The organism is Pedococcus sp. 2YAF34, assembly GCF_052114585.1.
GTDB lineage: Bacteria > Actinomycetota > Actinomycetes > Actinomycetales > Dermatophilaceae > Pedococcus.
The window spans coordinates 197,938-217,963 of record NZ_JBFRFA010000002.1; the positions used below are offsets into that span (position 1 = coordinate 197,938).

The window sequence follows — 20,026 nt, forward strand, 5'->3', positions numbered from 1 at the left end:
CGGGCCATCACCCGTCTCCGGCCAGACGGTGCCAGGCCTGTCGGGCGATGCGGCGCTCGTTGGGGAAGGTGAGGTGCTCGTGGGCCTCGCGCAGGGGCAGCCAGGCGACGTCGATGGCCTCGTGGTCGGGGTCGTTGTCGATGGTGAGCCGGCCCCCGGTGGCCTCGAGGAGGTAGTGGTGGACGAACTTGTGCACGCGGTGGTCGTGGGTGGCGAACCAGTAGTCGATGGTGCCGAGCTCGGTGAGCACGCGGCCCTCGATACCGGTCTCCTCGGCGACCTCCCGCGCGGCGGTCTCGGGCAGGGTCTCCGAACCCTCCCGGTGGCCCTTGGGCAGGCACCACTCGACGCGGCCGGCCCGGTTGCGGCGGGCGATGACGGCGATCCGCGCGACCCCGTCGTGGATGTCGACGACGATGCCCCCGGCGGAGCGCTCCTCCACCGCGGGCAGCCTCGGGCGGCTGGGAACCAGCCGCTCGGGGTCACGCGCAGGGGAGCTCACCCGGCCACTCTAACGAGCGCCTAGGCTTGTCCTTCGTGTCCACCGCTGATCCCCGCGAGCCGCAGGCCGACCCCGCACCGGCCCTGCTGCCCGAGCTCATGCGACAGGCCACCGCCCACCTCGCGCCGGTCGTCCCCCTGCTCACCGAGCTCGGCGGCCTCTTCGCCGCGGCCGGCCACGAGCTCGCCCTGGTCGGCGGCCCGGTGCGCGACGCGTTCCTCGGCCGCACCTCCCCGGACCTCGACTTCACGACCAGCGCGACCCCCGACGAGACGCTGGCCATCCTGCGGCCCTGGGCGGACGCGCACTGGGACATCGGCCGCGAGTTCGGCACGATCGGCGCCCGGCGCGGCGAGCACACCGTCGAGGTCACGACCTACCGGGCCGACGCCTACGACGGCGAGACGCGCAAGCCCGTGGTCGCCTTCGGCGACAACCTCGAGGACGACCTCGTCCGCCGCGACTTCACCGTCAACGCGATGGCGCTGCGGCTGCCGTCGATGGAGTTCGTCGACCCGTATGCCGGGCTGGCCGACCTCGCCGCCCGACGGCTGCGGACCCCGGGGGCCCCGGAGCTGTCGTTCGGTGACGACCCGCTGCGGATGATGCGCGCCTGCCGGTTCACCGCGCAGCTCGGCGTCGAGGTGGCGCCGGAGGTGCGCGCCGCGATGGTGCAGATGGCCGGCTCGATCGGGATCGTCTCGGCCGAGCGGGTGCGTGACGAGCTGACCAAGCTGCTGCTCGCCCCCGCGCCACGCCCCGGCCTGCGGCTGCTCGTGGACACCGGGCTGGCCGACCACGTGCTGCCCGAGCTGCCCGCCCTGCGGCTCGAGATCGACGAGCACCACCGGCACAAGGACGTCTACGAGCACTCGCTCACCGTGCTCGACCAGGCCATCGCCCTCGAGGGCCCGGCCGGCGGCCCGCCGGAGTCGGTGCCGGGGCCGGACCTGTGGCTGCGCCTGGCCGCCCTGCTGCACGACATCGGCAAGCCCGCGACGCGGCGGTTCGAGGACGGCGGAGGCGTCTCCTTCCACCACCACGAGGTCGTCGGCGCCAAGCTGGCGTCCAAGCGCCTCAAGGCCCTGCGCTTCGACAAGGAGACGGTCAAGGCCGTCGCCCGGCTCACCGAGCTGCACCTGCGGTTCCACGGGTACGGCGACGGGCAGTGGACCGACTCGGCCGTACGTCGCTACATCACCGACGCCGGACCCCTGCTTCCCCGGCTGCACCGCCTGACCCGGTCGGACTCCACGACCCGCAACGCGAGGAAGGCGGCGCGGCTCTCGGCCACGTACGACGCCCTCGAGGTGCGCATCGGGGCGCTGCAGGAGGCCGAGGAGCTGGCCAGGGTGCGCCCCGAGCTCAACGGCAACGAGATCGCCGAGGTCCTCGGCATCCGCCCCGGACCCGTCCTGGGGCGCGCCTACTCCTTCCTCCTGGAGGTGCGGATGGAGCAGGGCCCCATCGGCCGGGACGCCGCGGAGGCCGCGCTGCGGCAGTGGTGGGCGCAGCAGCCCGAGTCGGCCGGGGCCGGCGACGCGTGAGGGTCTTCGGGGGGAGGCCCACGGTCCTGGGCCACCGGGGGCTCGGCCGCGACACCGTCGACGGGCACGCGGAGAACTCGCTCGGGTCGATCGTCGCCGCCGCCGGCAGCGGGCTGCGCTGGGTGGAGCTGGACGTGCGGCGGACCGGTGACGACGAGCTGGTCGTCGGGCACTACCCGACGGTCGGTGACGCCGAGTTCGTCGCCGACCTCACCCTCGACCGGGCGCGTGAGCTCGGTGCGGTGACGCTGGCCGAGGTCCTCGACGCGCTCCCCGAGGGCACCGGGGTCAACCTCGACCTCAAGACCTCCCTGGAGGACGCGGTCCGCCCGCCGTCCTCGACCACCGCGGCCCTGCTCGCGCCGGTGGTCGCCGCCGAGGTGGCGCGCCGGCCGCTGCTCGTGTCGTCCTTCGACCCCGCGGCCCTGCTCGTCCTGCACGAGGTGGCCCCCGACGTGCCGCGGGCGCTGCTGACCTGGATCGGGTTCCCGTTGCGCAAGGCCATCCCTGCGGCGGCCCACCTCGGCGTCGACGGTGTCGCCGCCCACTGGTCCTCCTTCGGGCCCAACCCCATGGACCACTCGCCGACGTTCCGCTCCGCGGAGTACGCGGTGCAGGTGGCCCATGACGCGGGTCTCGAGGTGGTCGCGTGGTGCCCGGACGCGCAGGTGGCCACCGAGCTGGTGGGGGCCGGCGTCGACGCGGTGGTCGTGGACGACGTGCCGGCCACGCTGGCGGCGCTGCAGGGTGTCGCCGACTGAGGTTCCCGGTCTGACCGGTCTGTCGAGGTTTCCCGGTTTGCCCACGTGTGGGAGCCTTGGCCCGGCCGTGTCGGCAGGGTGGGTGATGGGGAGTGCTCCCCATGGGAACCGGCCTGCGCCGCGCCTAGCCTTGCCGGAGCGGTCGCCGGCGAGGTCGATGGCCACCGAGCACCCCCGAAAGGTCCCGATGCCCACCCTGAAGTACCCGAGCGAGCAGTTCCCCGGCCCGCCCTCGGTCACCGTCGACATCCCCGACGGGTGGTCGCCGGTGCGGGTCCCCGGCACGCTGCTCGCGGCCCGGCGCGCGGAGCAGGTCGGCGCGTTCGCCCCCAACCTCGTCGTCCGCGGGTTCACCCGCTCGGCGGAGTTCACCATCGGCCGGGCGCTCGCCGAGCTCAAGGCGTTCGTGGGCGAGCGGCCCGACGGCGAGATGGACGAGCCCTTCGAGGTCGAGATCGACACCGTGCCCTTCGTCGGCGTCAACGTGTCGTGGACCGACGACCAGGTCGGTGACGTCGTCCAGGCGCACCTGTTCGCCGGCGCGCGCCGCGGCCAGGTGGTCGACCTGATCCAGGTGACCGGCTCGGTGGGTGGCCCCGAGGTCGCCGACGAGTACGCCGCCATCCAGGAGCTCATGCAGACCGTCCGGGTGACCCGGTGACCACCCGGCAGGTGCAGCTGTCCGGGCTGACGCTGCGCGTCGGCTCGGCGACCGACGTGGGCCGGGTCCGCGACCACAACGAGGACGACCTGACGACCGAGGGTGCGGTCTTCGCCGTCGCCGACGGCATGGGTGGCCACGCGGCGGGCGAGGTGGCGAGCGCGATCGTCGTCGAGTGCCTGCGCGGGCTGTCCGAGCGCACCGTCCTCGTGCGCGACGACGTCGTCGCCGCGCTCACCGAGGCCAATGCCCGCATCCTGCGGTCCGTGGCACGTCACCCCGAGCAGACCGGTATGGGGACCACGGCGGCCGGCATCGCCGTCGTCAGTGCGGGGGGCTCGACCCACTGGGCCGTCTTCAACGTGGGCGACTCGCGCGTCTACCGGTTCGTCGACGGGCGCCTGCAGCCGGTGACCGTCGACCACTCCGAGGTGCGCGAGCTCGTCGACGCCGGGCTCATCACCGAGGCCGAGGCCGCCCGCCACCCGCTGCGCAACGTCGTCACGCGCTCGCTGGGTGCAGACACCATGCCCGCCGTCGACCTGTGGGTGTTCCCGCCGCAGGTGGGGGAGCGGTTCCTCGTCTGCTCCGACGGCCTCAACGGCGAGCTCGGTGACGACGAGATCGGTGCCGTCGTCGCCGCCCACGACGACCCCGAGCAGGCAGCGGTCGCGCTGGTCGACGCCGCCGTCGACGCCGGTGGTCGCGACAACGTCACCGTCGTGGTCGTCGCCCTCGACCGCCGCGAGGACGACGACGACCTCGACGTCGACACCGCCCCGCGCCGCGAGGTCAGGGGGCCCGCGACGTGACGGACGTCCGTTTCCACGCCCCCGACCAGCCGGGATGGTCCGCCATCTCGGCTGGTGGCGTCTTCGCCCTCGTGCGGGGTGCCGGGTCCGACGACGTCGTCGTGCGCGCCCGTGGGGCGGCCGGGTCGGGTGAGCTCGACGAGCTGCTCGACGCGCTGACCCGCGACGGCGTCCGCACCACCCCCGACTTCGTGGCCGTCCAGGACGGCGACCCCGTGCGCGTCGTCGCCCGCGGCACCGCGTACGCCGTGGTGCCGGGTCCGGACGGCGACGTGGAGATCCACGCGGCGCGCCGCGGCCCCTGGGCCGACGAGGACGCACCGGACGGGACCACCGAGCTCGTGCTGCACTCCGGCGAGCCGCTGCCAGCGCCGGCCGCGGAGGTCCTGCCCGATGGCGAGCTCGGCTCGCCCGGTGCGGTCAAGGGCTGGCAGCTGCCCGCACGCCTGCGCCGAGGCGGCCCCCCGCCTGCCGACGCCGCTGCCGCTGCGGAGGACGCCGACGGGCTGGCCGTCCAGGACGTGCCCGGCTACGACTACCTGTTCGGGGCGCCGGGCTCGACCGGGGCGCCGCCGTTCCTGCCCAACCACGACACCGGCACCCTCCGGGAGCCGCCCATCGGGCGCGTCCCCATGGAGGAGGCCGCAGGCGTCGAGCACGCGGCCGATCCGGCTGCCGCGAAGGCCGACGAGACGGCCGCCGACCTCCCGGGCGGGCGACCCTCGGACCACACGCTCCCCCCACCGCAGCACACCCAGCAGGGACGACCGACCGGTACTGCGCCAGCCACGCCTCCGGGTCCCGCCTCGCCCGCCGGTCCCGCGGGTGCGCCGGCCGCGCCCGCCCCAGCATCGCCGGGTGCGGGCAGCGGGCTCATCGAGTCGGTCCCCTGGCGCCGCGGGGGCAGCAACGTCGCCCCGGCCGAGGACGTGGGCCGTCCCGCGACCCCGACCACCCAGCTCCCGGTCACGCCGCCCGCGCCGGCACCGGCGCCGGTCGAGCCGCCGCCCGCCGCTGCACCGGTCAGCCCGCCCGCGGCCGTCCAGGGCTGGGGCGCTCCTGCCGCCTCGCCCGCCACCGAGATGCCCGGGCGCCGCGCCACCCCGAGCGGTGGGCCGGCCGCGCCGAGCGTGCCCGCGCCCACCACGCCCTCACCGGTACCGACGCCTGCTCCCCCCGCGCCCCAGCCTCTGTCCGTGCCCCGGTCAGAGCCTCAGCCCGCCACCCCGGAGCCCGGGCCGGCCCCCGCGCCCGAAGTGGAGTCGGCGACCGTCGACCGGGCGAGCCTGCCGGTGACGGCCACCGGCTCCATACCCCGCGGACCCATCGTCCTCGCGGTGCTGTGCCCCGCCGGCCACCCCAGCCCGCCGCACGCGGGCACCTGCCGGGTCTGCGACCGCGACATCCCGCCGCAGCAGCCGTTCCAGACGCCCAGGCCGCCGCTCGGCACGATCCGCCTCTCGACCGGCGACGTCGTGACCCTCGACCGCGGCGTGCTGCTCGGCCGTGCGCCCAAGGTCAACGCCGACCTGCCGCCTGCCCAGCGACCGCACCTCGTCCGGGTCGTGAGCCGGGAGAACGACATCTCGCGCAACCACGTCGAGATCGTCCTCGAGGGCTGGCACGTGCTGGTCCGCGACCTCGGCTCGACCAACGGCACCACGGTCACGCTGCCCGGGCAGCAGGCCGTCCGCCTGCGGCCCAGCGACAGCCAGGTCATCGAGCCCGGGACCGTGGTGGGCCTGGCCGACGAGGCCACCTTCACCTACGAGGTGCCCACGTGACGGTGACGACCCCGCCGGAGCTGGACGGGCTGGTCTTCCGCGAGCTCGTGGGGTCGGGCGGCTACGCCGACGTCTACCTCTACGAGCAGCAGATGCCGCGGATGCGCGTCGCCGTCAAGGTGCTCAAGGGCGAGGGGCTCACGGACTCGATCCGCCGGCAGTTCCGCGACGAGGCCGACACCATGGCCCAGCTCGCCGACCACCCCTACATCGTCCAGGTGTTCCGCTCGGGCACGTCCGTGGACGGCCGTCCCTACCTGGTCATGAAGTACTACCCGCCGCCGAACCTCGCGGTGCGCTCGCGCACCGAGCGCCTCGGCGTCGAGGACGTGCTGCGGACGGGTATCCAGCTCGCGAGCGCGGTCGAGACCGCCCACCGTGCGGGCATCACCCACCGCGACATCAAGCCGGCCAACGTGCTGGTCAGCCAGTACGGCGCCCCCGGCCTCACCGACTTCGGCATCGCCGGGCAGCTCGGCCACGGCGCGGCCGACGACGACGATGACGACGTGGGCGTCAGCGTGCCGTGGGCGCCGCCGGAGGTGCTCTTCGGCCAGTCCAACGGCGACGCCCGGGCCGACGTCTACTCCCTGGCCGCGACGCTGTGGCAGCTGCTCGTGGGGCGCTCGCCGTTCGAGGTCCCCGGTGGCGACAACTCCGCCTACGGCCTCATGCCGCGGATCCGCACCGCCCCCGTGCCGCCGACCGGCCGGGCCGACGTGCCCGTCTCGCTCGAGCGGCTCCTGGCGCAGGCGATGGCCAAGGACCCTGCCGCCCGGCCGCAGACGGCGCTGCAGTTCGCCCGGGCCCTGCAGGAGATCGAGCAGGAACAGCGGTTCTCCCGCACCGCCATCGTCGTCCTCGACGAGCAGGGGCAGACCACGCTCGCCGACCAGAGCGCCCCGGCGCCCGGGGCCGAGGACGACCGCACCCGCGTGCGGGCTCCCCAGGCCGTCCAGGGCCAGGCCCCGCCCGTCCCACCGCGCCCGCCCCGATCGGTCGGCGGCACGACGGCCGTGACCGGCGCCCAGGGTGCGGTCGCGGCAGGCACGCACACCGCGTACGAGCGCCCCGGGGCCGACCTGCCCGACGCGGGGGGCACCGTGAGCCGCGACCGGCTCGCGGCCCGCCAGGTCGGGGCGGACGCACCTGCGCCCGCGCCGGCACGGAACCCCGCGGTGACCTTCGCCGCGATCGCCGTCGCCGTGGTGGCTGTGGTGGTGGGTGTCTCCACCCTCCTCGGCCGCGGGGGCGAGGACCCCCAGGACGTCCCGACCACGGTCGCGAGCCAGAGCGGCGACCTCGCGCTCTCCGTCCCCAGCACCCCGACGATCGAGGCGGTCGGCGTCGCAGGCGGCGTGAAGTTCACCTGGCAGTACCTCTCGCCCGAGAAGGTCGACCGGTTCTTCCTGCGCACCGGGTCCGGGACCTCGGTGCTCGCCACCGCCATCGACGGGGCTCCCCTCGACGTCTCCACCTTCACCGTCAGGGCCCGCAAGGGCACCCAGGTCTGCGGCCAGGTCAAGGTGAGCCGCGAGGGGCCGACCTCCGACTACTCGACACCCCAGTGCGGGAGGGCCAAGTGAGCACGGCGACCAGGACCGGCAGCGTCACCGTGGAGTTCTGCGGGGAGGAGTTCGTCGCGCAGCCCGGGACGCCGCTGACCATCGGGCGCACCGGCGACGTGGAGATCGACGACAACCCCTTCCTGCACCGCAGCTTCCTGCAGGTGGTCGAGGACGGCGGCCTGTGGTGGCTGACCAACGTCGGCACCACGCTGACCGCCACCGTCGCGGACAAGAAGGGGCTGTTCCAGGCCTGGCTCAACCCCGGCGCCCGGATCCCGCTGGCGCTCGAGCGGTTCACGGTGTGGTTCACCGCCGGCCCGACGACCTACGACTTCGACGTCATCGTCGACACCCCCGCCTTCACCGCCACGGGCACCGAGGACGTCGCCGAGGACGAGAGCACCGGGGAGACCACGGTCGGGCGGGTCACGTTCACCCCCGACCAGAAGCTGCTCATGGTCGCCCTGTGCGAAGGGCTGCTCCGGCGCTCGTACTCCGCTCCCGGCCAGATCCCGTCGTCCGCCGACGCGGCGGCGCGGCTGGGCTGGAAGGTCACGAAGTTCAACCGAAAACTGGACAATGTCTGTCAAAAGCTCGCGGATGCTGGTACTCGTGGACTGCACGGTGGGCCGGGGAAGCTCGCCAGCAACCGCAAGGCACGCCTCGTCGAGCACGCGCTGTCGACCCGTCTGGTGACGGAGGCCGACCTCGCGCTGCTCGATGCGCTCGACCACGAGGACCCGGAGTCGGCACCAGCCGGGTGAGCACCACGACCCACGACCAGCGCGGTGGCCAGCACGACCGGCACCACCACGGGCACGACCACCACGAGCACCACCAGCAGCACGGGGGCACCAAGCACATGAGATCGGTCTCGCGCCGGCGCACAGGAGTGGCGTCGGGGGTCGTCGTCGCCGTGGCGGCGTCCAGCCTCGCCTTCTTCGCGGTCCAGTCCAAGGGCGAGACCGTCCACGAGGCCGACCTCAACGACGGCGGCGTCTGGGTCTCGGCGACCAACTACAGCCAGTTCGCGCGGATGAACAAGGCGGCGCGGCAGTTCGACGCCGGCATCCAGGCCAACGTCACGCCGGGCGCGGGGCTCGACGTGCTCCAGGACGGGGCGGCGGTCGGGGGCATCCTCACCTCGGGCAACCAGCTCGTCCCCATCGACCCGCTGACCGGTCGCATCGACTCCACCTCCCCCGTCCAGCTGCCGCAGAAGGCCAAGCCGGTCGGCGCCGAGTTCGTGCCTGGCACCGGCGACCTGCGCGGCGGCACCCTCGCCATGGTCGACCCCAGGACCGGCAAGGTCTGGGCCCAGCGGGTCGACCCCGCCGCGCCCTTGTCCGGGCTCTCGCTGTCGACCTCGGCCAAGCCCCTGGCCACCGCGGGCGCCGTCGCCGCGATGGCCGTCGACACCTCCGGTGGCGTGCACGTCGTGTCGGCGGCCACCGGCAAGGTCGTCTCCGTCCCGGTCGTGGGCGGCTCCTTCGGCACGCCGGTGACCGACAAGATCAAGCTGGAGTCGAGCGCCGTCGACATCACCGCGGTCGGCAAGCGCTGGGTCGTCTACAACCCGGTGGCGGACCAGGTCTTCGCCCAGGGCCTCGACAAGCCCGTCGCCGGTGGCGCCGACCGGCTGGGGGGCATGGCGTACGCCGCGCTGCAGCAGCCCGGCCCGGACGCCGGGTCGGTGGCCCTGGAGACCACGACCGAGCTCAAGGTCGTCGGCCTCGGTGGGGAGCCCGGCCAGGCCGGGGTCCGGCTCCCGAGCCAGGTGGGCCCGGGGGCGGAGAGGCCCAAGGTGTCGCGACCGGTCCGGCTCGGCGACTGCCTCCACGCGGCCTGGGCCCAGACGGCCAAGGCCTACTACGGCGCCAACTGCGGGCAGGGCGTGACGGTCACGGCCGGCACCCTCGACAAGCCGGGCGACGTGCCGCTGCGTGACGGCATGGCCCTGCGCACCAACCGCAACCTCATCGTCCTCAACGACCTCGACACCGGCGACGCCTGGGACCTGGACTCCAAGCCGCTGAAGATCGACAACTGGGACTCGGTCATCCCCCCGAGCAAGACCGACGACAACAACGACAACAAGGACAAGAACGTCGTCGACGACACGACGACGCCGCAGCCGCCGAAAGCCGAGCCCGACAACCTCAAGGTGCGCCCGGGTCGCACGTCGAAGCTGCACGTCCTCGACAACGACACCGACACGGCCGGGTCGATCCTGGCCATCGCCCCCAGCGAGGTCACCCAGCCCACGGCTACCGGGGTCACCGCGACCGTCGCGGGCGACGGCCAGTCCATCGACGTCAGCGTGCCGAGCCACCCCGACGTGCAGTCGTTCTCCTTCTCCTACAAGGTCAACAACGGCACCGCCGCCGCGCACCCGCAGGCGACGGTCACCGTCTCGATCGTCGACGAGCAGGTCAACAGCGCCCCCTTCCTGCGGGAAGGGGCGGCGACCCTGGCGAAGACGGCGTACCCGGTCGTAGCCAGCGGGCGCCTGCCCGTCTCCGTGGTCGGTGACTGGCGCGACCCCGAGAGCGACCAGGTCATCGTGCAGCCCGCCGACTCCGACAGCCTCGTCGACGGCCTCGGCCGCCTCGTCGTGCAGGCCCGCGAGAAGGCCGGTTCGCAGGCGGTGCCCTACACCGTCGACGACGGCCGCGGCGGCGTCACCCAGGGGCGGGTCACCCTGGCCGTCCTCGACAAGGACGGCCGCTACCGAGCCCCCCTCACCCAGCCCGACGTCGTACGCGGTGTCGTCGGCAAGCCGCTGCAGATCGAGCCGCTCGGCAACGACATCGCCGGCGCCGACCCCGAGGAGCCGGACGCGAAGATGCGGCTGGCCACCGAGGTCCGCCCCACCGGTGCGCTCGACGTCGAGAGCGACCTCGACACGGGAGTCGTGACCGTCACCGGCGCAGCCAAGGGCACCTACGAGCTGACGTACGCGGCGCAGGTCGGACAGGGCGTCGCCCCAGGGCGGGTGCGCATCGACCTCATCGACGACCCCGACCCGGACGCCCCGCCGGTCGCCGTGCCCGAGGCCGCCACGGTCCGCGACCAGACCCCGGTCATGGCCGACGTGCTGGCCAACGACTACTCCCCGCGGGCCGACGTCCTGGTCACCCGCAGCGTGTCGGTCGACAAGGACAGCTCCTGGCTGCGCCCGTCGATCTACCAGGGGCGGTGGGTGCGCATCGAGGCGCTCGACCCGTTCACCGGTGGCTCCAAGCCGCGCACCGGCACCGTCCGCTACACCGTGAGCGACGGCAGGAAGTCGGCCACCGGCGAGGTGACGGTCACCCAGCGACCGACCGACCCCAAGGCCCTGCCGATCATCCAGGACGACACCGCCGTGGTCCGGGCCCAGGACAGCGTCAGCATCCCGGTGCTCGACAACGACTCCATGGCCGAGGGCATCCCCCTGGTCCTGGACCCCGAGACGGTCAAGGTGCTCGGGGCCGGTGAGCCGCAGAACGCCTTCGCCTCCGGCAACGTCATCCGCTACGTCCCCGATGCCGCCACGCCCGTCACCGTGGAGAAGGTCGTCACCATCGAGTACTCCGCGTACCCGATCGGGGAGAAGGCCAAGGCCCGCTCCGGCCGGGTCTCGGTCACGGTCAAGCCCCTGCCCGGGGCGAGCAACCCCAACCAGGCACCCGTCGCGCGCAGCTTCTCGGCCAGCGTCGTCTCGGGTGAGCCCCTGACCGTCACGGTGCCCGTGTCCGGGGTGGACCCCGACGGGGACAGCGTGACCGTCCAGGGCATCGAGGGCGAGGACGGCGGCGCCGTCGACCTGTCGCTCGGCCGGGTCACCGGCATCGGCACGTCCACCATCAAGTACGAGGCCTACCCCCGCGCGACCGGCACGGAGGTGCTCCACTACACCGTCGCCGACCGGTACGGCGCCAAGAGCACCGGGTTCGTGCGCATCGGTGTCGTCGCCCCCGGGGACCCGCAGCCGCCGGTGGCCGTGCAGGACGAGGTCCGCGCCGCCCCCGGCAAGACCGTCACGCTCGACCCGACGGAGAACGACCTCATCGCCCGTGGCGACGCGATCGACGTCCAGTACAAGGACCTCAACGACGAGCAGACCCTCGCGAAGTGGAAGGTCGACGCCGAGGCCAGCAGCTTCCGCACCGTGGTCCCCAAGGTGCAGGCCGGACCGCAGGTGCTGACCTACGGCATCGACAACGGCGTCTTCGACCCGTCGCGGGCCGCGATCACCGTGCTGCCGGTGCCGGGGTGGAAGAACCGTCCCGTCGCGGTCGACGACGTGGCCAAGCCCGTGGCCGGCGAGGACACCGTGCTCGTCGACGTGCTGGCCAACGACCGTGACGTTGACGGTGACCAGAGCTCGCTGGTGGTCGACCGGCTGCTGTCACCCGAGGGGACGATCGAGGGCAACCAGGTCAGGGTCAAGGTGCTCGACCACCCCCACACCGTGCCCTACGTCATCCGGGACGCCGACGGCGAGACCGCCATGGCGCTGATCTTCGTCCCGACCGGCAACAACGGGCTGCCGTTCGTGGTGAGCGGGTCGCTCATCGAGATGGGCAAGGACTCCACCGAGACGGTCGCGCTGGGCGACTACGTGAAGTCGCCCCGGTCCCGGGTCATCGCCCTGACGACGCCCGACACGCTCAGCGCCTCGCCCGCTGAGGACCTCAGCGTCACCAACGAGGACAAGGGCACCCTGACGCTGAAGTCGTCGCACGGGTACGTCGGCCCGGCTGCGGTGATGCTCGAGGTCACCGACCGGGAGAGCGTGGACCAGAAGGACTTCCGCACCGCCTACGTCTCGATCCCGGTCCAGGTCGGGCCCAAGGTGCCGCTGCTCAGCTGCCCCGACTTCTCGGTCAGCCTCGTGGCGGCAGGCCGGCCCCGCAGCCTCGACATCCCGACGCTGTGCCACGCCTGGCTGCCCCCGGGCATGACCTTCGACGACGTGCGCTTCGACGTCCGCTGGGAGCCCGAGCCGCGCGGGGTCGCCCTGAGGCAGGACGGCGACGGGGGGCGCGGGGTCACGCTCAAGGCCGACGCCGGCGCCCCGACCAGCAGCAACGGCCGGCTCCGCATCCAGGCGCGCGGCGCCGACGAGGTCTCCTACATCAGGGTCGGCGTGCTCGGCCTCAGCGGCCAGTCCACCGCCCCCGTGCTCGACGAGCAGGGCAACGCCGTGGCGACGACCGCCCCACCGCCGCGGGTGCGCCCGTTCACGGTCGCCGGGCTCGAGGCCGGGTCCTCCCGCACGGTCGACCTGCGGTCCTACCTCGACTCGCCGCTGGACAAGCCGCAGTGCTCCATCGGCGCGGCCCGCATCGAGAGCGGCAAGGGGCTGACGTCCAGCTTCAGCGGCTGCGTCCTCACGGTGTCGGCTGACGACAACTCGTCCGGATCGGGGTCGGTGACGGTCTCGGTCTCCGACGCCCCCGGCCGCAACGCCGTGGGTCGGGGCACGATCAGCGTGCTCGGGCGCCCCCTCGCCCCCACCGGCGTCCGCGCCGTCCCCGACCGCGTGAACGGCGGCACGGCCCGGGTCTCCTGGGTGCCGCCGAGCTTCGACGGCGGCAGCCCTGTGACCGGGTACACCGTCACGGGTCGCGGACCGGGCGCCAAGACGACGTCCTGCTCGGCCTCGCCGTGCACGATCGCCGGGCTCCAGGACGGTGAGCAGTACTGGTTCTCCGTCGTCGCCGTCAACGGCATCGGCGACAGCGACCCCAGCGCCGAGGCCGGCCCGGTCGTGCCCGACACCGCGCCCAACCCGGTCACCGGGGTCAGCATGGTCACCCGTGGTGACGGCACGCTGACCGTGAGGTGGGACCCGCCGCCGAAGAAGGGCAGCGACGTCGTGTCCTACACGGCGAAGTTCACCGACACCACGACCGGTGTGGTCAAGACGGTCAAGGCCGTGGCCGGCGACGAGCAGGCCACCGTGAGCGGCCTGACCAACAACGACGTCCAGCAGGTCTCGGTCCGGGCCACCAACGGCCTGGGGTCGGGCCCCTACGGACCGGCCGTCGAGCTGCAGTCGGCCGGCACGCCGCCCGCCGTGGAGCGTCCCGACGTCCAGCCGCGGCAGCCGGCCGCCGGGTACGACAGCACCAACGTCCAGGTGTCGTGGAACCCGGTCTCCCCGAACGGTCCCGCCCTCGTGCACTACACGGTCTACCGGCAGGTGGACGGCAGCGGCTGGACCCAGATCGGCCAGGTCTCCCCGGGCTCGCAGCAGTACACCGACTCCGGCGTGGTCTACGACGGGCGCACCTACACCTACGTCGTCACCGCCACCAACGGTGCCAACAACGAGTCGCCGAAGAGCAACACCTCCTCGTTCAGCTCCATCGGCATCCCCGAGGCGCCCGCCCAGCCGAGGGCGAGCACCCCCTCGGCCAACAACGGGGCCACCATCACGGTCGGCCTGGGCAGCTCGCGGGCCTCCGGGTTCACCCGCCTGGAGTGGCGCAGCAGCGGCAGCTCCGGCTTCGTCGACTGCCCCTGCGCCAACGGCTCCAGCAAGCAGTTCACCATCTCCGGCACCGGCAACACGGCGCAGTCCATCTCGGTCCGCGCCTTCAACGGCACCTCGTGGTCCGCCTTCTCGCAGGGCAGTGACCAGTTCACGCCCTACGGCGCCACCAAGCCCCCGACCAACCTGCGGGGCAGCCGCAACGGCAAGACCATCACCTGGACCTGGGACACGCCCGACAACGGCCGCCCCACCGACCAGGTGCAGGTCCGCGGGGCGGTCGACCAGACGTGGAGCTCCGACCGGCAGCAGGTCTCCTTCACCGGGGACGCCGGCGGCACCTACGGCCTCGAGGTCCGGGCGCACACCATCGCCGGCTGGTCCGGCTGGGTGGGACCCGACCGGGTCAGCATCCCGGCCGACCCCACGGTCACGGTGGTCAAGGGGTCGACGTGCGGCGAACGCTCGTGCAACACCGGCAACGGCTCCTGCTCCAGCCCCTCGTGCCGCTGGATCGCCGTACGCACCGCCAACTTCAACGGTGGCGTGACCTGCACCTTCCGCGCCGACGGCAACACCGTCAGCGGCTGGCGCGACCTGTCCATGGGCGGCAACGCCTACCAGGAGAGCGACAACTTCTACGGCATACCGGGCAGCACCGTGACAGCCATCTGCGACGGGGTGAAGGACTCCATCACCTGGTAGGGGGCCCCGGCCCCCCGCCCCGCCCCGTCAGTCCCCAGCAGCAACGAAAGGCAACACACACCCATGACCGTCACCCCAGAGCAGGCCCAGTGGTTCGAGCAGGCGTTCACCCAGATGGTGGAGAACGTCGAGAAGGCCGTGCTCGGCAAGGACCACGTGATCCGCCTCGCCCTGACCTGCATGCTCTCCGAGGGCCACCTCCTGCTCGAGGACTACCCCGGCACCGGCAAGACCCAGCTCGCCCGCGCACTCGCCGGCACGGTGAAGGGCACCAACACCCGCATCCAGTTCACCCCAGACCTGCTGCCGAGCGACGTGACCGGCGTGACGATCTACGACCCGAGCACCCAGAAGTTCGACTTCCACCCCGGCCCGATCTTCGCGAACATCGTCCTCGCCGACGAGATCAACCGAGCCTCGCCCAAGACGCAGTCCGCGCTGCTCGAGGTCATGGAGGAGGCGCACATCACCGTGGACGGGGTGCGCCACGAGGCGGGGCGCCCCTTCATGGTCATCGCCACCCAGAACCCCATCGAGCAGGCCGGCACCTACCGCCTGCCGGAGGCCCAGCTCGACCGGTTCCTCATGAAGACCTCGCTGGGCTACCCCGACCTCGAGGCCACCGTTGCGGTGCTGGCCAACGCCAAGGTCCGCGACCGGGCCGGCGGGCTCGGTGCCGTCGTGACCAGCAGCGTCATCACCGACATGGCGGCCCTGGCCGACGAGGTGCACGTCGACAAGGCGATCCTCGCCTACGTCTCCCAGATCGCCGAGGCCTCCCGGCGGCACGTGTCGGTCAAGCTCGGGATGTCGGTCCGCGGCTGCCTCGCGTTCGTCCGCTGCGCCAAGACCTGGGCGGCGAGCCAGGGCCGCACCCACGTCATCCCCGACGACATCAAGATGCTCTCCAACCCGGTGCTGTGCCACCGCCTGCTGCTCACCGCGGAGGCGCAGTTCGCCGACACCACCGTCGACCAGGTCATCAACCAGATCCTCGGCGAGGTCGCGCCGCCCGCCGAGCGGGCAGCCTGAGGCCCTACGCGACATGAGCACCCCCACCGGGTCCCCGCGGGACGGGTCCACTCCGGAGTCCCCGCGGGACGGGACCGTCCCCGACCAGGAGCGGACCGTCCGCCGAGCCGACCTGCGCTCGGGCCGACAGGCTGCGCCGGAGGCCGGCCGCCGTGCCCAGCGCGGCCGGCGCCGCACGCGGCCCCTGCCGCGGGTGTCGGCGGGGCTGCCGGCCCTGCGCCTCCCCAGCCTCACGGGTTTCGAGCGGTTCACCGCCCCCGCCGTGCCCGAGGGCCTCCGGACGCGGGTGCACGACCTGCGCGACCGGACCCGTCCGGTGTGGGCGCCGGTGGCGGGCTTGCTGGGCTGGGTCTCCCCGCTGGGCTGGGCGGTCCTCACGCTCGGGATCGTCGGCTGGGTGGTCGGCCGCTGGACCGGGTGGACCGAGTGGCTGATGATCGGCGCCGCGGCCCTGGTGCTGGTGCTGTGCTGTGTCCTGCTGGCGATCGGGCGCACCCGCGTCACGGTCACCACCGACCTCGAGCCGGTGCGCGTCAGCGTCGGCGAGCCGGCGACCGGCCGGATCACGGTCACCAACGAGTCCGGCCGCGGCATGCTGCCGCTGCTCGTCGAGCTGCCCGTGGGCGTCTCCGCCGCCCGCTTCACGCTTCCCCCGCTGGGGTCGGGCAGGGCCCACGAGGAGCTCTTCGTGGTCCCGACCCACCGCCGCGGCGTCATCCCCGTGGGGCCGGCCCGCACCGTGCAGGGCGACCCGCTCGGCCTGGTCCGGCGCACCGAGCGCTGGACCGAGGTCACCGACCTCTACGTGCACCCGCGCACCGTCTCCCTCGAGAGCCTCGGCGCCGGCCTGCTGCGCGACCTCGAGGGCGAGACGACCCAGGACCTGTCGATGTCGGACCTGGCGTTCCACGCGCTGCGCGAGTACCAGCCCGGCGACGACCGCCGCTACATCCACTGGCGCTCCTCGGCCAAGGCCGGACGCCTGCTCGTGCGCCAGTTCCTGGACACCCGGCGCTCGCACCTGTGCCTCGTGGTGGACGCCGACCCAGAGCAGTACGACGGCGGCGAGGACGAGGCCGAGACCGGGATCAGCGCTGCCGCGTCGGTCGCCGTGCGCGCCATCCGCGACGAGCAGGACACCACCGTCGTGTGCCGCGACCAGACCGCCTCCCGCACCACGGCATCGCTCACCCTCGACGCGCTGGCCAGGGTGGAGCTCGGGTCGTCCGACGTCTTCGGCCGGTGCACGGAGGCCCTGGCCCTGGCGCCCGACACCTCCATCGTCGTGCTGGTCACCGGACCCCGGCGGCCCCTCATCGAGGCGCAGCGGGCGCTCGCGCAGTTCGAGCTCGAGGTCACCAAGGTCGTCCTGACCATCGACGCCGCCCAGCAGACCGGCGTCCAGCACCTCGGAGGGCTCGTCCGCCTCAACATCCGGCGCATCGAGGACCTGCGCGCCGTCCTCGCCAGCGGAGCCCTCGTATGAGCGCGCCCCGCCCCGGCTCTTCCGGCCGCCCGTCAGGGGACGGGCACCCGACCGGTCCCGCCCGCGACTCGACGGCACCCGGGCGCACCCGCAGCCGCCCCTCTTGGACGAGTACCCGCGCCCGACTCGCCGCCACCTCGGCAGCCGGGGTGTGGCGACCCGGCCAGGGAGCCCTCGTCGACGCGGGCTTCACGGTCCTGCTCGTCGGCCTCGCACTGCTGGGCTTCCGCACCGACTTCGCGGGCACCTCCTGGGTCCTCCCGGCGGCGGCAGGGCTCCTCCTGGGCCTGGTGACCACGCACGTCACCACGGCCCGCCGGCTCCCGCTGGTCGCGCCGCTCGCCGTGGTGACGGTCCTCTACTTCCTCCTCGGCGGCCCGCTCGCGGTGCGTCGCGACCTCGTGGGCGGGGTGCTGCCGAGCGGGCAGACCCTGCTCGACCTCGCCGACACCTCGGTGCACGGGTGGAAGCGGCTGGTGACGCTGCTGCCCCCCGTCGACACCGGCAGCGGCCTGCTCGCCCTGCCCCTGCTCGTGGGCTTGCTCGGCGGCTGCGTCACCTACGCGGTCGCCCGCCGGTGGTCCGGCCCGTACGCGGTGCTGCCGGCGCCGCTGGCGCTGCTCGCCCTCGGGATCGGGCTCGGCACCCTCGAGCCGGCCTCCCTGCCCGCGCAGGGTGCGGTCTTCGCGGTGCTGGCCATCGGCTGGATGGTCGCGCGGGCCGCGCGCTCGCGCGCGCCGCTGCAGAACGGCGCCGGCCAGCGGACGCGGTACGGCATCGGGGCCGGCCTCGTCGGCATCGCCCTGGTGGCCGGGTACCTCGCGGGCCCGCTGCTGGGCGGGTCGGCGCCGACCACCCGGCTCGTGGCCCGCTCGCACGTCGTGCCGCCCATCGACGTCGCGGCGTTCCCCAGCCCGCTCGCCGGGTTCCGCAGGTACACCGAGCCCAACCCGGCCGAGCTGTGGGACACCCCGCTGCTCGAGGTCGAGGGACTGCCCGCCGGCACCCCGCTGCGGTTCGCGACCCTCGACTCCTACGACGGGGCCGTCTGGGGTGCCTCGGAGCGCGCCAACACGGGCACGGTCGTCCCCGGGGCGGCGTTCCAGCAGGTCGGGGAGAGCATCTCGACCAGGGGCCCGGGCCGCCGGCTCGAGGTGAAGGTGAGCGTCCCGCAGGGCGGCTACGGCGACGTGTGGCTGCCGACGGCCGGCACCGTCGCCGGCGTGGAGTTCGGGGGCTCCCGTGCCGCCACGCTCTCCAGCCGCCTGTGGCTCAACATCGACACCAACACCGCACTGGTCCCGGACCGCCTGGAGCCGGGCGACTCCTACACCTTCACCGCCTACGTCCCGCCGACGCAGGCGAAGATGCCGCGGTCGCTGGCCATCCGCTCGAGCTCGCTCACCAACGAGGTCGACACCAGCTTCCTCGATGCCAAGCTCGACGCCTTCAGCGGCGATGCCGCCGACCCGTGGGCCCAGTTCGCGGCGATCGCCAAGGTCATGTCGGGGGAGGGCGCCTACACCGACGGCGGGACGAAGAACTCCGTGGAGCGCTACTACCTGCCGGGCCACAGCATCGGGCGGCTGTCCCGGTTCGTGGGCCTGGCCCAGCTCGCCGGCAACGACGAGCAGTACGCCGCGACGCTGGCGCTGATGGGCAACCGCATCGGTGTGCCGACGCGCGTCGTCATGGGGGCGATCACCCCGGGCAGCGGGCCGGTCCGCGGCCGTGACGTGCACGCCTGGGTCGAGGTCCGCGACGGCCAGGGCACCTGGCTGCCGGTCCTCACCGACAACTTCCTGCCCGACCGCAACAAGAAGCCCAAGGAGCTGCAGACCAAGGTCGAGGACCGCAAGGTCGGCGCCCTGGTGCCGCCGCCCGCCGGCGTCAACCCGCCGAGCGTCCTGCAGGGACCGGACCAGGCGCAGAACGCCACCAACCTGAAGAAGCCGCCGAAGAAGCTGTTCGACCCCGCCAGCTGGCCGTGGTGGCTGCGGTGGCTCGTGTTCTACGTGCTGCTGCCACTGCTGGTGCTCACCGCGCTCTACTGGCTGGTGCGTGGGCTCAAGGCCTGGCGCCGCCGCCGGCACGCCAGCCGGGGTCCGACCGCGTCCCGCGTGGCGTGGGCCTGGGCCGACCTGATGGCCAGCGCCCGCTCCTACGGCCACCGCCCACCCACCCGGGCCACCCGCCTGGAGCAGGCGCGCTCGCTGCACGGACCGGTCGACACGCTGCCCCTGGCCCGCCGCGCCGACGCGCACGTGTTCGGCCCGGGGGAGCCCACCGACGAGGACGCCGCGGGCTACTTCCGCGCGACCGACGAGGTGCGTGGCGACCTGCGGTCACAGGCCGACCTCTGGCGGCGGCTGCGCTCGGACGTCGACGTCCGCCCGCTGTTCGCCAGGACGACGCGCTGACCCCTCACCGGCCACCTCCACCGGCCGGGACGCGCGAAGAGGCCCCACCCGCGGACGGGTGGGGCCTCTTCGGCTGTACGGGGTGGCACTGGGGTCAGCGCCCCCGCGTCAGCGCTCTTCGGTGCCGGCGATGAAGGCCTCGAGCTTGGCGCGGCCCTCGGTGTCCTCGCGCTGCACGGGCGGGGACTTCATCAGGTAGGACGACGCGGACAGCAGCGCGCCGCCGATGCCGCGGTCCTTGGCGATCTTCGCGGCGCGGATGGC

General features: G+C 73.6%; 12 protein-coding genes and 1 pseudogene. 11 read left to right on the forward strand and 2 right to left on the reverse strand.

Going from position 1 to position 20,026, the window contains the following annotated elements; genetic code table 11:
- Positions 1-7: 7 nt before the first annotated feature.
- Positions 8-502 (reverse strand): NUDIX hydrolase, encoded by a 495-nt coding sequence (locus AB4Z02_RS02265; protein WP_056882782.1) that lies wholly within the window; start codon positions 500-502, stop codon positions 8-10.
- Between the two features lie 98 nt (positions 503-600).
- Between AB4Z02_RS02265 and AB4Z02_RS02270 the strand changes: the two genes are divergently transcribed.
- The 11 genes from AB4Z02_RS02270 (at position 601) to AB4Z02_RS02320 (ending at position 19,762) form a co-directional block, all read left to right on the forward strand.
- On the forward strand, positions 601-2,049 hold the full coding sequence (locus tag AB4Z02_RS02270) for a CCA tRNA nucleotidyltransferase (RefSeq protein WP_441969017.1): 1,449 nt from the start codon (positions 601-603) through the stop codon (positions 2,047-2,049).
- Positions 2,046-2,810: a glycerophosphodiester phosphodiesterase gene (locus AB4Z02_RS02275; protein WP_441968993.1), complete on the forward strand. Its 765-nt coding sequence runs from the start codon at positions 2,046-2,048 to the stop codon at positions 2,808-2,810. The genes AB4Z02_RS02270 and AB4Z02_RS02275 overlap by 4 nt, the downstream gene beginning before the upstream one ends.
- A gap of 187 nt (positions 2,811-2,997) precedes the next feature.
- Entirely contained in the window at positions 2,998-3,471 is a 474-nt protein-coding gene (locus AB4Z02_RS02280) for a hypothetical protein (protein ID WP_441968995.1), read from the forward strand.
- On the forward strand, positions 3,468-4,283 hold the full coding sequence (locus tag AB4Z02_RS02285; RefSeq protein WP_056882780.1) for a PP2C family protein-serine/threonine phosphatase: 816 nt from the start codon (positions 3,468-3,470) through the stop codon (positions 4,281-4,283). Before AB4Z02_RS02280 ends, AB4Z02_RS02285 begins: the two co-directional genes overlap by 4 nt.
- Positions 4,280-6,067 carry an FHA domain-containing protein gene (locus tag AB4Z02_RS02290; protein WP_441968998.1) on the forward strand — a complete coding sequence of 596 codons (1,788 nt, stop codon included), beginning with the start codon at positions 4,280-4,282 and terminating at the stop codon, positions 6,065-6,067. The genes AB4Z02_RS02285 and AB4Z02_RS02290 overlap by 4 nt, the downstream gene beginning before the upstream one ends.
- Positions 6,064-7,653 carry a serine/threonine-protein kinase gene (locus tag AB4Z02_RS02295; protein ID WP_441969000.1) on the forward strand — a complete coding sequence of 530 codons (1,590 nt, stop codon included), beginning with the start codon at positions 6,064-6,066 and terminating at the stop codon, positions 7,651-7,653. The genes AB4Z02_RS02290 and AB4Z02_RS02295 overlap by 4 nt, the downstream gene beginning before the upstream one ends.
- Positions 7,650-8,399, forward strand: a complete 750-nt coding sequence (locus AB4Z02_RS02300; RefSeq protein WP_441969002.1) for a hypothetical protein — start codon at positions 7,650-7,652, stop codon at positions 8,397-8,399. Before AB4Z02_RS02295 ends, AB4Z02_RS02300 begins: the two co-directional genes overlap by 4 nt.
- On the forward strand, positions 8,396-14,824 hold the full coding sequence (locus AB4Z02_RS02305; RefSeq protein WP_441969004.1) for an Ig-like domain-containing protein: 6,429 nt from the start codon (positions 8,396-8,398) through the stop codon (positions 14,822-14,824). Before AB4Z02_RS02300 ends, AB4Z02_RS02305 begins: the two co-directional genes overlap by 4 nt.
- Before the next feature lie 63 nt (positions 14,825-14,887).
- The gene (locus AB4Z02_RS02310; RefSeq protein ID WP_056882775.1) at positions 14,888-15,856 is read left to right on the forward strand and encodes an AAA family ATPase; all 969 of its coding nucleotides are present in this window, start codon (positions 14,888-14,890) and stop codon (positions 15,854-15,856) included.
- A 13-nt stretch (positions 15,857-15,869) separates the two neighbouring features.
- Positions 15,870-17,342, forward strand: a complete 1,473-nt coding sequence (locus AB4Z02_RS02315; RefSeq protein ID WP_441969006.1) for a DUF58 domain-containing protein — start codon at positions 15,870-15,872, stop codon at positions 17,340-17,342.
- Between the two features lie 149 nt (positions 17,343-17,491).
- A complete protein-coding gene (locus tag AB4Z02_RS02320; RefSeq protein ID WP_441969008.1) occupies positions 17,492-19,762 on the forward strand; it encodes a transglutaminase domain-containing protein in 2,271 nt (756 codons plus the stop codon).
- 108 nt (positions 19,763-19,870) lie between these two features.
- Here AB4Z02_RS02320 and AB4Z02_RS02325 read toward each other — a convergent pair.
- Positions 19,871-20,026, reverse strand: a pseudogene (locus tag AB4Z02_RS02325) (inositol-3-phosphate synthase); the annotation flags it as partial.

Coding starts and splice junctions, on each gene's coding strand:
- AB4Z02_RS02270 (WP_441969017.1), top strand. CDS start 601: ATGCGACAGGCCACCGCCCACCTCGCGCCGGTCGTCCCCCTGCTCACC.
- AB4Z02_RS02280 (WP_441968995.1), top strand. CDS start 2,998: ATGCCCACCCTGAAGTACCCGAGCGAGCAGTTCCCCGGCCCGCCCTCG.
- AB4Z02_RS02310 (WP_056882775.1), top strand. CDS start 14,888: ATGACCGTCACCCCAGAGCAGGCCCAGTGGTTCGAGCAGGCGTTCACC.
- AB4Z02_RS02315 (WP_441969006.1), top strand. CDS start 15,870: ATGAGCACCCCCACCGGGTCCCCGCGGGACGGGTCCACTCCGGAGTCC.